This window comes from Falsiroseomonas algicola, assembly GCF_011040385.1.
Lineage (GTDB): Bacteria > Pseudomonadota > Alphaproteobacteria > Acetobacterales > Acetobacteraceae > Falsiroseomonas > Falsiroseomonas algicola.
On the sequence record NZ_JAAIKB010000003.1, the window covers coordinates 390,071 to 402,695 of the forward strand.

At 72.2% G+C, this 12,625-nt stretch carries 15 protein-coding genes; 11 read left to right on the forward strand and 4 right to left on the reverse strand.

The window, feature by feature from the left end:
• Window position 1: 1 nt before the first annotated feature.
• Complete coding sequence (locus tag G3576_RS10415; RefSeq protein ID WP_164694317.1) at window positions 2-1,480, reverse strand: tripartite tricarboxylate transporter permease; 1,479 nt, start codon at window positions 1,478-1,480, stop codon at window positions 2-4.
• Window positions 1,477-1,938, reverse strand: coding sequence for a tripartite tricarboxylate transporter TctB family protein (locus G3576_RS10420; RefSeq protein ID WP_164694318.1), 462 nt, complete (start codon window positions 1,936-1,938; stop codon window positions 1,477-1,479). The genes G3576_RS10415 and G3576_RS10420 overlap by 4 nt, the downstream gene beginning before the upstream one ends.
• Before the next feature lie 44 nt (window positions 1,939-1,982).
• Here G3576_RS10420 and G3576_RS10425 point away from each other — a divergent pair, with 44 nt between their 5' ends.
• On the forward strand, window positions 1,983-2,972 hold the full coding sequence (locus tag G3576_RS10425) for a Bug family tripartite tricarboxylate transporter substrate binding protein (RefSeq protein ID WP_164694319.1): 990 nt from the start codon (window positions 1,983-1,985) through the stop codon (window positions 2,970-2,972).
• Between the two features lie 44 nt (window positions 2,973-3,016).
• On the opposite strand, the gene G3576_RS10430 is transcribed toward G3576_RS10425, so the two are convergent.
• Both G3576_RS10430 and G3576_RS10435 read right to left on the reverse strand, forming a co-directional pair.
• The gene (locus G3576_RS10430) at window positions 3,017-4,036 is read right to left on the reverse strand and encodes a TerC family protein (RefSeq protein ID WP_164694320.1); all 1,020 of its coding nucleotides are present in this window, start codon (window positions 4,034-4,036) and stop codon (window positions 3,017-3,019) included.
• A 51-nt stretch (window positions 4,037-4,087) separates the two neighbouring features.
• Entirely contained in the window at window positions 4,088-4,468 is a 381-nt protein-coding gene (locus G3576_RS10435) for a DUF4112 domain-containing protein (RefSeq protein WP_235951721.1), read from the reverse strand.
• A 212-nt stretch (window positions 4,469-4,680) separates the two neighbouring features.
• On the opposite strand from G3576_RS10435, the gene G3576_RS10440 reads away from it, so the two are divergent.
• The 10 genes from G3576_RS10440 to G3576_RS10485 all read left to right on the forward strand — a co-directional run bounded on the left by G3576_RS10440 (window position 4,681) and on the right by G3576_RS10485 (window position 12,603).
• Complete coding sequence (locus tag G3576_RS10440) at window positions 4,681-5,055, forward strand: RidA family protein (protein ID WP_164694322.1); 375 nt, start codon at window positions 4,681-4,683, stop codon at window positions 5,053-5,055.
• Between the two features lie 95 nt (window positions 5,056-5,150).
• Window positions 5,151-5,651, forward strand: a complete 501-nt coding sequence (locus G3576_RS10445) for a DUF1579 domain-containing protein (protein ID WP_164694323.1) — start codon at window positions 5,151-5,153, stop codon at window positions 5,649-5,651.
• A gap of 32 nt (window positions 5,652-5,683) precedes the next feature.
• Window positions 5,684-6,238 (forward strand): DNA-3-methyladenine glycosylase I, encoded by a 555-nt coding sequence (locus G3576_RS10450; protein ID WP_164694324.1) that lies wholly within the window; start codon window positions 5,684-5,686, stop codon window positions 6,236-6,238.
• Window positions 6,198-7,253, forward strand: coding sequence for a hypothetical protein (locus G3576_RS10455; protein WP_164694325.1), 1,056 nt, complete (start codon window positions 6,198-6,200; stop codon window positions 7,251-7,253). Before G3576_RS10450 ends, G3576_RS10455 begins: the two co-directional genes overlap by 41 nt.
• Window positions 7,238-8,536 (forward strand): SDR family oxidoreductase, encoded by a 1,299-nt coding sequence (locus tag G3576_RS32545; RefSeq protein WP_207622750.1) that lies wholly within the window; start codon window positions 7,238-7,240, stop codon window positions 8,534-8,536. Before G3576_RS10455 ends, G3576_RS32545 begins: the two co-directional genes overlap by 16 nt.
• Entirely contained in the window at window positions 8,533-9,003 is a 471-nt protein-coding gene (locus G3576_RS10465) for a DUF2269 family protein (protein WP_164694326.1), read from the forward strand. Before G3576_RS32545 ends, G3576_RS10465 begins: the two co-directional genes overlap by 4 nt.
• An 11-nt stretch (window positions 9,004-9,014) precedes the next feature.
• Window positions 9,015-9,374: an arsenate reductase gene (locus G3576_RS10470; RefSeq protein ID WP_164694327.1), complete on the forward strand. Its 360-nt coding sequence runs from the start codon at window positions 9,015-9,017 to the stop codon at window positions 9,372-9,374.
• Window positions 9,375-9,521: 147 nt separating this feature from the next.
• Complete coding sequence (locus G3576_RS10475) at window positions 9,522-10,556, forward strand: amino acid ABC transporter substrate-binding protein (RefSeq protein ID WP_164694328.1); 1,035 nt, start codon at window positions 9,522-9,524, stop codon at window positions 10,554-10,556.
• Between the two features lie 76 nt (window positions 10,557-10,632).
• A complete protein-coding gene (locus tag G3576_RS10480) occupies window positions 10,633-11,655 on the forward strand; it encodes an amino acid ABC transporter substrate-binding protein (RefSeq protein WP_164694329.1) in 1,023 nt (340 codons plus the stop codon).
• A 60-nt stretch (window positions 11,656-11,715) separates the two neighbouring features.
• Complete coding sequence (locus G3576_RS10485; protein WP_164694330.1) at window positions 11,716-12,603, forward strand: alpha/beta fold hydrolase; 888 nt, start codon at window positions 11,716-11,718, stop codon at window positions 12,601-12,603.
• Window positions 12,604-12,625: the final 22 nt, after the last annotated feature.

The window sequence follows — 12,625 nt, forward strand, 5'->3', positions numbered from 1 at the left end:
TTCAACCGGGGCGGCACCGCATCCAGGCGGCCAGGGCGGTGACCGTGGCGGCGGCGGCCAGCAGCGCGGCGCTGGCGGGCTCCGCCAGGAAGACGGACCAGTCGCCCCGGGCCAGGACCAGCGCGCGGCGCAGCGCTTCCTCGAAGGGGGCGGCCAGGGTGAAGCCGATCAGCAAGGGGGTCGGGTCCAGCCGCGCGCGGGCCAGCGCCCATCCCAGCAGCGCGAAGCCGAGCAGCAGCCAGAGGTCGAAGACGCTGCCCGAACTGGCCCAGAGGCCGCCGCAACTCAGCACGATGACGATGGCGGCCAGCAGGCGCAGCGGCAGCCGCAGCACCGCGGCCCAGAGCCCGACGAAGGGCAGGTTGAGGGCCACCAGCATGGCATTGCCCACCAGCATCGACAGGATGATGGCGCCGACCAGATCGGGCCGCTCCGCCACCACCGCGGGGCCGGGGGCGATGCCCTGCAGGAACATCGCCCCCGCCAGCACGGCCATGGTCGCATTGGCGGGCAGGCCGAGGGCCAGCAGCGGCGCGAAGGAGGTCTGGGCGGCGGCGTTGTTCGCGGCCTCCGGCGCCGCGACGCCGGCCATCTCGCCCTGGCCCCAGCGGCCGCGGCGGCGGAACAGGCCTCGCTCCGCCGCCTGCGCGGCCAGCGCCGCCAGCAGGGTGGAGGCGCCGGGCAGCAGGCCGATGGCGCTGCCGATGAGGCTGCCGCGCAGGGCGGGGGCGGTGGCGGCCGCGACCTCCCGCCGCGCGGGCCAGGGGGAGCCGACCGGCAGGGTGCGCCGCGCGGCGCCGCCGGATTCGAGGGCGCGGATCAGCTCCGCCACGCCGAACAGGCCCATGGCGAGCGGGATGAAGCCGATGCCGTCGGCGAGTTCGGGGATGCCGAAGGTGAAGCGCGGCCGCCCGCCGGCGACATCGGTGCCGACCAGGCCGAGCAGCGCGCCGAGCGCCGCCAGCGCCCAGGCCGCGAGCAGCGGGGCGGGGGAGAGCGCGACGGCGGCGGCCACGCCCAGCAGCATCAGCGCCGCCGTCTCCGCCGGGCCGAAGGCGATGGCGAAGCGCGCCAGCGGCGCCAGCAGCAGCGCCAGGACTACGGCCGCGACCAGGCCGCCGAGGAGGGAGGCGAGGGCGGCGATGCCGAGCGCCGGCCCCGCCCGCCCGGCGCGGGCGAGCAGGTGGCCCTCCTGCGCCGTGACGATGCCGGAGGCCTCGCCCGGCACGCGCAGCAGGATGGCGGTGGTGGAGGAGCCGTACTGCGCGCCGTAGTAGATGCCGGCCAGCATGATGAGCGCGCCCGCCGGCGGCAGCGCGAAGGTGACGGGCAGCAGCAGTGCGATGGTCGCGACGGGCCCGAGGCCGGGTAGCACGCCGACCAGCGTGCCGAGCGCCACGCCCGCCAGGCAGAGCAGCAGGTTGGCCGGTTCCAGGGCGGGGCCAAGCCCCGCGTAGAGCATCGCCAGCGCCTCCGTCATCGCGGGAGGCCGATGACGGGCGTGGGGAGGCCAAGCGCGCCCAGGAAGAGCGCCGTGGCGGCCACGGCCAGTGCCGCGCCGCCCGCCAGGATGGCGCGCAGCCGCAGCCCCGGCGCGGCGGCCAAGGCGAGGCTGCCCGCGGCCCAGGAGGCCGGCAGGAAACCGACCCAGGGCAGCAGCAGCGCGAAGCCCGCCACCGCCAGGCAGAGCATCGCCCCCGCCCTGGCGCCGCCCCGGCCCGCCGGCGGGGCGCCGCGCGCCGTCGCGGCCTGCAGCAGGCCGAGCGCCACCAGGGCGCCGGCGATCAGCGCCGGCACGAAGCCCGGCCCCGGCCGGCCCGAGGGCAGGCGGAAGGGCTGGCCGAGGGCGACCGCCAGGCAGGCGAGGCCGATCGCGGCCAGCGCCAGGCCCGGCGCGGCAGCAGCCACGCGAATGCGAATGAGTTGCAAAAAAGTCATGTGCTGCTCATATCGCGTCCAGCACATCCCTGGGAGTCCCCCTCATGCCGTCACGCCGCACCCTGGCCCTTGCCGCCCTTTCGGCGCTGCCCTTGCCCTGGATGGGGCGAAGCGCGAGGGCGCAGGGCGCCGCCTGGCCGAGCCAGCCGATCCGGCTCGTCGTCGCCTCCGCCGCCGGCGGCAATGCGGATGTCGTCGCCCGGCTGGTGGCGAATGCGCTGGAGCCGCGGATCGGCCAGCGGATCCTGGTGGAGAACCTGGCCGCGGCATCCGGCATGCGGGCGACGGAGGCGGTGGCGCGGGCGGCGCCGGACGGGCATGTCTGGCTGGTCGGCACCTCCTCCCAGCTCGTGCACAACATCGCGCTGTTCGACCCGATGCCGGTGGACATCGCGCGGGCGCTGCGCGGCGTGGCGATGATCAATGAATCGCCGGGCGTGCTGGTGGTGAAGGCGGACCACCCGGCGCGGGACCTGGCGGATTTCGTCGCCCGCGCCAAGGCGGCGCCGGGCGAGTTCGTGATGGGCAGCGGCCCGGCGGGCACCACGACGCACATCATGGGCCTGCATTTCGCCGACCGGGCCGGTGTGCGGCTGGAACACCTGCCCTATCCCGCGGGCAGCCAGGCGATGCGCGATATCCTGGGTGGGCGCGTCACCGCCATGTTCGACATCGCGGTCACGGCGCTGCCGCAGATCCGCGGCGGTGCGGTGCGCGGGCTTGGCGTCTCCTCCCCCGAAAGGCTGGCCGCGGCGCCGGATCTGCCGACGCTGGTGGAGGGCGGGCTCGATGGCTTCGTCGCCGGCACCTGGAATTCCATCGCGCTGCCGGCGGCGACGCCGGAGGCGGTGGTGGCGCGCGTGAACGCGCTGGTGAATGAGGTGGTGCAGGCGCCGGCGATGCGCGCGCGGCTCGGCGAACTCGGCGGCTTCGTGCCGGCGGCGATGACGCCGGCGGAGGTGGATGCCTATGTCGCGCGGGAACGCGCGCTGTGGATTCCCGTGGTCCGCGCCACGGGGGCGCGCGCCAGCTGAGCGCTGGGGGCGCGGGCACCGCCGGGGTGCCCGCGCCCGCCCCCTCATCGCGCCGCCGCCGCGCCCCGCGTCTTCCACAGCGACCAGGCGATGCCGGCCGCGAGGATGGCGAAGGTGATGGACAGCGACAGCGAAGGCGGGAACTTGCCCGTCTCGGGGAACACGAAGTCCGCCACGAAGATCTTCGACCCGATGAAGACCAGCAGCACCGACAGCGCGTACTTCAGGTAGTGGAAGCGGTGCACCATGGCGGCCAGGGCGAAGTAGAGCGCGCGCAGGCCGAGGATGGCGAAGATGTTGGAGGTGTAGACGATGAAGGGGTCGGTCGTGATGGCGAAGATCGCCGGCACGCTGTCCACCGCGAAGATCACGTCCGCGACCTCCACCAGCACCAGCGCCAGGAAGAGCGGCGTCATGAACCAGGTGGCCTTGCCCGTCGCGGGATGCGGCTGGCGCACCCAGAACTTCTCGCCATGCAGCGCATCCGTCACGTTGAAGCGGCGGCGCATGAAGCGGAGCAGCGGGTTGGACGCGATGTCGGGCTTCGCATCCGCCATCACCCACATCTTGATGCCGGTGAAGACCAGGAAGATGGCGAAGATATAGAGCACCCAGGAGAAGCGGGAGACGATGGTGGCGCCGAGGCCGATCATGATCGCGCGCAGCACGATGACGCCGAGGATGCCCCAGAACAGCACGCGATGCTGGTAGATCCGCGGCACCGCGAAGTAGGTGAAGATCATCGCGATGACGAAGACATTGTCCACCGCCAGCGTCTTCTCGACGATGAAGCCGGTCCAGTAGAGCGTCGCGGCCTCCGCCCCCGCCAGGCCGATGCCTTCGGGCTTGAGGTTGTCGAAGCTCCACCAGACCCAGAAGCCGAAGGCGAGGCCGAGGCCGATATAGACGGCGGAGAGCACCAGGCTCTCCCGCACCTCGATCTCGCGCGCCTCGCGGTGCAGGACACCGAGGTCGAGCACGAGAAGCAGGCCGACGACGGCGATGAAGACAAGCCACATCCAGACCGGCGTGGCGAGGAAGGTTCCTGTCAGGAACTCGACCATGGGGGGCTCCAGGGGGGAATGCGGGGCAGGGCGGCGTTGGGTTCGGCGGCGTCAGCCGGCGGGCGGCGGGCGCGCGAGGTGCGCGCGCAGCAGCGCCATGTTCCGGCGGTTGGCGCGCAGGAAGATGTCGGCGGTCCAGCCGAGCAGCGGCACCGCGCCGACCGCGGCATCGACCGCGACATGGCCCAGCATGCGCAGCAGCACCGGCCGCGGCACGCCGAGCCGCGCCGCTTCCAGGATCAGCCAGGCGGAGACGCCCTTGGAGACCAGCGGCCCGACGCCGGGCAGGAGGTTGGCGGCCGCATCGGCGCCGAGGCGGATGGAGGTGCCAGGTATGCGCAGCGCGCTGTCGAGAAGCCAGGCCAGGCGATCGAGGCGCGAAAGCGCAGCGTCGTGCGGTGATCCGGGCGGTTCGTCGCGCGGGGGCGACATCGGCATCTCCCAAGGCGGGCCGCGGCAGCGCGCGACCCGACGATTGAAAGTGTCCGACATGACGGCGCCATCGCCGCCAGAGGGGCCCGGACCCCAGTGATGGCGCGGAATTGGATTGCGGCCAGGGTGCTTTCAAGGGGTGCGCCGCTACCGGCGGCGACGGATCCATGCCCATCATCCCGCGCGCCCCTGGCACGAGGAGCCTGACCTGCATGAACCCCGACATCACCCGCATCCCGAGCCGGAAGCTGCCGAGCAAGTCGGTGATGTCGATCTACCGTCTGCCGGGCGGGGGCGGTTTCCTCTGGGCGGTCGCCGTCTCCCCGGACCGGACGCCGGACATCAGGGCGCAGACGCGCGGCACGCTGGCGGTGCTGGATGGCTACCTGGCCGAGGCTGGCATCGATCGCAGCCGCATCGTGAAGGCGGAGGTCGTGGTGACGGACCACGACAACAAGCCCGCCTTCGACGAGGTCTGGGCAGGGTGGATGCCGGACGGGCAGGGGCCGGTGCGATCCTTCGTGGAATCGCGGATGCCGGAAGGCGACCTGATCGAGATCATCATCACCGCCGCCCTGCCGCCCTGATGCGTGGGGGTGGCGCAGGGCAGCGACGGCCCTTGACGCGGCCGGAACAAAAAGTGAATATCGCCACCGCAACCCTCGGGCGGGAAGAGCGGTCGATGAGCGGTCTCGGGGCTTCCGAACGGGATTTCGACTTCGAATTCGGGGTGTGGCGGGTTTCGCATCGCCGGCTGCGGCAGCGCCTGGTGGGCTGCCAGGATTGGGACAGCTTCGACGGCACCGCCGCCGTGAGGCCGGTGCTCGGAGGCCATGGCAACATCGAGGACAATGTCCTGGCCATGCCGCAGGGAATCGTCAGGGCGATCGCCATCCGCTCCTTCGATGCGCAGCGCGGGCTCTGGGCGATCTGGTGGCTGTCGTCAGCCAACCCGCTGGCGATCGATGCGCCGGTGGTGGGGCGCTTCGAGAGCGGGGTCGGCACCTTCGTCGCCGACGAGACGGTGGGTGGCCGGGCGGTGCGGACGCGGTTCCTCTGGCTCGATACCCGAACGGCGTGGCCGCGATGGGAACAGGCCCAGTCGGCCGATGGCGGCGCGACCTGGGAGACGAATTGGACCATGACCTTCGAAAGAGTCGAGGATTTCGACGGAGCGGGCTGACATCGCGGCCCGTAACCCTGCAAGGACGACGCATGACCGACATCCCACAGCGCTGCCGCTGGGCCGCCAGCGATCCGATGATGGCCGAGTACCACGACACGGAATGGGGCGTGCCGGTGCGTGACGCCCGGATGCTGTGGGAGACGCTGATGCTGGAGGGATTCCAGGCCGGGCTTTCCTGGCAGGTGATCCTGCGCAAGCGGGAGGCCTTCCGGGCGGGCTTCGCGGGGTTCGACCCCGGCCGCGTCGCGGCCTTCGGGGAGGAGGACATACAGCGCCTGCTGGCCGACCCCGGCATCGTGCGGTCCCGCGCGAAGATCGAGGCGACCATCGCGGGCGCGCGCATCTTCAATGCCATGCAGGCGGCGGGCGAGGATTTTTCCCAGTGGTGCTGGTCCTTCACGGGTGGCGCGACGGTGAGGGGCGATGGCGTATCGGCCGTGACGCCGCTGGCGGAGACGGTGTCGAAGGCGCTGAAGAAGCGCGGCTTCAAGTTTGTCGGCCCCACCATCGTCCATGCCTGGATGCAGGCGGTGGGGATGGTGGATGACCACCAGCCGCATTGCTTCCGCTACCGCCCCGGTTGATCCTGCCGTCATGCACGCGCTGATCGCCATCCTGCTGCTGATCGCGCTGCCCGCGCGGGGGCAGGAGGCGCTGTCGCTGGCGCCGGGGCATACGCTGCGCTTCCACCCGGCGCCCTCCGCGGAACAGCCGGTGTCACGGGACTACACGGTCAGCCTCGCGGCCGGCGACTGGCTCGCCATCACCGCGCCGGCGGCGCAGGTGAATGGCGCGGCGACGGAGCCGGCCATCGAGGTGACCGGGCCGGGCGGGGCTGCCGCGCGGGATTACGGCCGCGTGGTGCTGCGGGCGGCGGCGGCAGGGCCCTACGCGATCTCGGTGCGGGATTTCCACGCGCTCTCGCTCTCCCGCTATCCCGCGGGTCACCCCGTGGTCGATCCGGGGCTGGCGGCGGCGGATGTGCGGGTGGAGGGGCGAGCGCTCGGCGCCACGGTAGCCGTCGCGTCGGAGCCGATGGACCCGCGCCATGAGGACGTGCCCCCGCCCTCCGGCTGGCCGGCGCGGCTGGCGGTGCGGGTGGGGGATGGCTTCACCATCCACCTCTACCGCCGCGATGCGCTGCGGCGGATGGAGTTGTGGCCGGCGGATCCGGTGCCGGTGGTGGCGGCGCTTCTGCGCGGCACGGCGCCGATCGAGGCCCGCACGGACCTGCCGCTGTTCCCCGCGGGCAATTTCAGCGTGGCCTTCGCCGCCCAGGCCGAACGGCGGCGCGGGCCCTGCATGGACTGGCTGCGCTACCTCGCGCGCCACACCCAGGAGGATGCCTGGCCCTTTCGCGGCCTCGCCTATGTCGCGCTCGGGCTGAGCCGGGATGGGCGCTTCTTCGCCACTGCCTCTGGCGAGACCGCGCCGACCCCCGCCAAGGGCGAGCCGGCCGAGGAGCGGGAGGGCCGCAACGCGGATTACGAGGCCGCGCTGCGCGCGCGGATCGCGACCGATCCGGCGGCGCTGGAGCCCAGGCTCTCGGCGCTGGATGCGGTGCTGGAGAGCCTCGTCATCCCGTGCGTCGCGCGGTGACGATCCTCGTCATCGGCGGGCATGGGCTGGTCGGCGGCGCCGTCGTGGCGGCGCTGCTGGCGGAGGGGCATGCGGTGGCCGGCGCCGGGCGGGGCGTGGCGCGGGCAGCGTATCGGCAGCCGGCGGTGCGGTGGCACCGGATCGACATGGCCGATCCCGGCGCCGATTGGATGCCGGTGCTGGCGGGCGTGACGGCGGTGGTGAACTGCGCCGGCGCGCTGCAGGACGGGCCGGCGGACAGCCTGGCGGGGGTGCATGTGGCGGGGCTCGCCCGGCTGGTCGCTGGCTGCGAGGCGGCGGGGGTGCGGCGCTTCATCCAGGTCTCGGCGGCGGGGGTGGGGGAGAGCCCCGGGGCCTTCGGCGCCACGAAGCGGGAGGGGGATGCGTGCCTGGCGCGGTCCGGGCTGGATTGGCTGGTGCTGCGGCCCGGCCTGGTGCTGGCGCCGGTCGCCTATGGCGGCTCCGCCCTGCTGCGGGCGCTGGCGGCCTTTCCGCTGGTGGTGCCGGCGCTGCATCCCGGGCAGGTGGTGCAGGTGGTGGGCGCGGATGACGTGGCGGCGGCGGTGCTGGCGTCGCTGCGGCCGGGGGCGCCGCGTGGCGTCGCCATCGACCTGGTCTCGTTGGAGCCGACCACGCTGGCGGACATCCTGACGCGGCTGCGGGGCTGGCTCGGCCTGGCGCCGGCGCCGGTGGTGGCGGTGCCGCGCTTCGTCGCGGCGGTTGGCGCAGGGCTGGCGGATGGGGTGGCGTGGCTGGGCTGGCGGAGCCCGATGCGATCCACCGCGATCGCGCAGCTGGCAGCGGGGGTGCCGGGCGACGGGGCGGCGGCGGTGGCGCTGCTCGGGCGGCCCGTGCGCGGGCTTTCGGCCTGGCTGGCGGCGCATCCGGCGGGGGTGCAGGAAGCCTGGTTCGCCCGGCTCTATCTGATGAAGCCGGCGGTGATCGGCATGCTGTCGCTGTTCTGGCTGGTCTCCGGCCTGGTCGGGCTGGCGCGGCCGGCTGAGGCGGCCTCCGTGCTGACGGCGGCGGGGTTCACGCAGGGGATGGCGCTGGCGGCGGTGCTGGGGGGAAGCCTCGCGGACATCGCGCTCGGGCTGATGGCGGCGCATCGGCGGACGGCGCGGCTGGCGCTGTGGGGGATGGTGGCGGTGACGGCGGCGTATCTGGCGGGCGCGACGCTGTGGCGGCCGGACCTGTGGCTGGATCCGCTGGGCGTGCTGGTGAAGACGCTGCCGGCGGCGATGCTGGCGCTGGTCGGGCTGGCCCTGCTGGAGGATCGATGAGCCTCTTCCTGGCGGTGAAGGTCCTGCATGTGATCGGTGCGGCGGTGCTGCTCGGCACGGGCGCGGGCATCGCCTTCTTCATGCTGATGGCCCACCGCACGAAGGATGCGCGGGTGGTGGCGCATACCGCCGGCGTGGTCGTGGTGGCCGATACGATCTTCACCGCGACGGCGGTGGTGGCGCAGCCCGTCACGGGGCTGGCACTGGCCTGGATGGCGGGGCACTCGCTCACCGATGGCTGGCTGCTGGCGAGCATCGGGCTCTATGTCCTGACCGGCCTGTTCTGGCTGCCGGTGGTCTGGATGCAGTGGCGCATGCGCAACCTGGCGCGGGCGGCGGTGGCGGCGGGCGGCGGGCTTCCGGCGGAGTATCACCGCCTGTTCCGCGCCTGGTTCGCCTGCGGCTTCCCGGCCTTCGCGGCGGTGCTGGGCATCGTGGCGCTGATGGTGGCAAAGCCGAGCCTCTGAGGAGAGCGCGCATGACCGAGTCCCCCGCCGTGACCATCCACGGCATCAGGAACTGCGACACGATGAAGAAGGCTCGCGCCTGGCTGGAGGGCGCGGGGATCGTGCATCGCTTCCGCGACTACAAGGCGGAGCCGCCGCGGCGGGAGGAGCTGGAGGCCTGGGCGGCGAAGGCGGGGTGGGAGGCGCTGCTGAACCGCGCCGGCACCACCTTCCGCAAGCTGCCGGAGGCGGAGCGCGAGGGCATCGACCGCGATCGTGCCCTGGCGCTGATGCTGGCCCAGCCTTCGGTCATCAAGCGGCCGGTGCTGGAGGCAGGCGGGCGGCTGCTGGTGGGCTTCAAGCCGGACGACTACCGCACCGCTCTCGGGTAGCGCTGCCCTTTTCACGGGCAGTCCGGGAACCGTTTCGGCATAATCCCCGCATCAGGCTCTTGCCGGCCGCGCAAGGCCCAATGACACTGTGTTGTCCGCCGGACCTGTCCGGCGCACCACAACAGGCTTGTTGGGAGAGCTTCACGAATGAAACTTGCGAAGATCGGCGCCGCTTTCGGCGCCGCGATGCTGGGTGCGCTGACCGTGGCGCCCGCCATGGCCCAGCAGCCCGCCGCCGCCGACACGGTCGCCGCCATCCGTGCCCGCAACCAGCTGATCTGCTCCCACGCCCCCTCGACGGTCGGCTTCTCGCTGCCGGACAGCCAGGGCGTGTGGCGCGGGATCGACGTGGATTACTGCCGCGCCGTCGCGGCCGCGATCCTCGGCGATGGCAACCGCATCCGCGTCGTGCCGTCCTCCACGCAGCAGCGCTTCACCATGCTGCAATCCGGCGAGATCGACCTGCTGGTGCGCAGCACGACCTGGACGCTGGCGCGCGAGGCCTCGCTCGGCTTCGAATTCGCCGCCATCAACGTCTATGACGGCCAGGGCTTCATGGTGCACCGCGACAGCGGCGTGACCTCCGCCCGGCAGCTGGATGGCGCGACGGTCTGCGTGCAGCCCGGCACGACGACCGAGCTGAACATGGCCGACTTCTTCCGCGCCAATCGCCTCCGCTTCACGCCGGTGGTGATCGAGAGCATCGAGGAGATCCGCAGCGCCTTCATCTCCCGCCGCTGCGACGCCTATACCAACGATGCGTCCTCGCTGGCGTCCTTCGCCGCGAGCCAGGGCGCGAATGCCAACCGCTACCTGCTGCTGCCGGAGATCATCAGCAAGGAGCCGCTGGGCCCGGTGGTGCGCAAGGGTGACTGGCGCTTCTTCGACATCGTGCGCTGGACCCACTTCGCGCTGGTGACGGCGGAGGAGTTCGGCATCACCCAGGCGAATGTCGACACCTTCCTGAACAGCAACAACCCGGACATCCAGCGCTTCGTCGGCCGCACCGGTGACCTCGGCCGCATGATGGGGCTGGAGAATGACTGGGCGGTGAAGGTGATCCGCGCCGTGGGCAACTACGGCGAGATCTGGGAGCGCAACATGACGCCGATCGGCTTCCCGCGCGGCATCAACAACCTCTGGACCCGGGGTGGCCTGCAATACGCGCCGCCGATGCGCTGAGCGTCGCGCCTCAAGCTACGTGAAACCGGGGGTGGCGGGTGACCGCCGCCCCCTTCTTCATTCGAGGAAGGTGAGCATGAAGAGCATTTTCGCCGGCGCGATCGCGCTGCTGGCTTCCGCCCTGCCGGCGCTGGCGCAGGCCCCGGCGGCGCCGGTGGACACCGTTGCCGCCATTCGCGCGCGCGGCCAGTTGGCCTGCGGCGTCACGCCCAACACCATCGGCTTCGCGACGCCGGACAGCCGCGGCGTGTTCCGGGGCCTCGATGCCGATTACTGCCGCGCCGTCGCGGCCGCATTGCTGGGCGATCCGGAGAAGGTGCGCTTCGTGCCGCTGTCGGCGCAGCAGCGCTTCACTGCCCTGCAGGCGGGCGAGATCGACCTGCTGGTGCGCGCCACGACCTGGACGCTGTCGCGGGAGGCGCAGCTCGGCCTGGTCTTCGCCGGCGTCAACTACTACGACGGCAACGGCTTCATGGTGCGCCGCAGCCTGGGCGTGACATCGGCGACGCAGCTGGATGGCGCGAGCGTCTGCCTGCAGGCGGGCTCCACGACGGAGCTGAACGTGGCGGATTATTTCCGCGCCAACCGCATGCGGCTGCAGCCCGTGCTGTTCGACAACATCGAGGAGATCCGCTCCTCCTTCGTTGCGGGACGCTGCGATGCCTATTCCTCGGACACCTCGACGCTGGCCGCCTTCCGCGCGGGGCAGGGGGCTCAGGCCGGCGACTACGTGCTGCTGCCGGAGGTGATCAGCAAGGAACCGCTGGGGCCGCTGGTGCGGAAGGGCGATTTCCGCTGGTTCGACATCGTGCGCTGGACGCATTTCGCGCTGGTGACGGCGGAGGAGATGGGGATCACGCAGGCGAATGTGGACAGCTTCGCCGGCAGCACCAACCCCGATGTGCAGCGCTTCATGGGCCGCACGGGTGACCTCGGCCGGATGCTCGGGCTGGAGAATGACTGGGCGGCGAAGGTGGTGCGCAGCGTCGGCAATTTCGGCGAGTTGTGGGAACGCCACATCACGCCGCTGGGCTCGCCGCGGGGCATCAACAACCTCTGGACCCGCGGCGGGCTGCAATACGCCCCCCCGATGCGCTGATCGACCGGGTGATCCTTGGGGCCCTTCCCGGCGCGGGCCGGGAGGGGCCATGATCGGCGGATGATCCGCCATCTCCGCACGCCGGTTCTCGATATCGCCTATGAGGAATCGGGGCCGCCGGAGGGGCTGCCCGTCGTGCTGCTGCACGGCTTCCCCTATGCCCCGCGCGCCTATGATGGGGTGGTGGCGCTTCTGGTGGCGGAAGGGCGGCGCTGCCTGGTGCCCTGGCTCCGCGGCTATGGGCCGACGCGGTTCCTGGATGCGGCGACGCCGCGATCCGGGCAGCAGGCGGCGCTGGGGCGTGACCTGCTGGATTTCCTCGATGCGCTGCGGATCGAGCGCGCGGTGCTGGGCGGCTATGACTGGGGCGGGCGTGCGGCCTGCGTCGTCAGCGCGCTGTGGCCGGAACGCGTCGCGGGGCTGGTGACCGGCACGGGCTACAACATCCAGGACATCGCGGGCTCGGCGCGCCCTGCCTCGGCGGAGCAGGAGCATCGCTGGTGGTACCAGTACTACTTCCACACCGAGCGCGGGCGGGCGGGGCTGGAGGCCGACCGGCGTGGCATCGCGCGGCTGCTGTGGCGGCTGTGGTCGCCCGACTGGGTCTTCGATGACGAAACCTTCGAGGCCAGCGCGCAGGCCTTCGACAATCCGGATTTCGTCGCCGTCGTGATCCAGTCCTACCGCCACCGCTTCGGCTATGCGCCGGGCGATCCGGCACTGGAGAGGATGGAGGCGGCGCTGGCGGCAAGGCCCGCGATCACGGTGCCAAGCATCAACCTGCATGGCGGCAGTGACGGCGTCGGGCCGGCGGCAGGGTCGGAAGGCCATCATCGCCACTTCATCGGGCCCTACGAACGCCGCGTGCTGCCGCGCATCGGCCACAACCTGCCGCAGGAAGCGCCGGAGGCCTTTGCCCGGGCGGTGCTGGATTTGCCGGCGGGCTGAGGCTTCGCAATCGGCGTGGCGC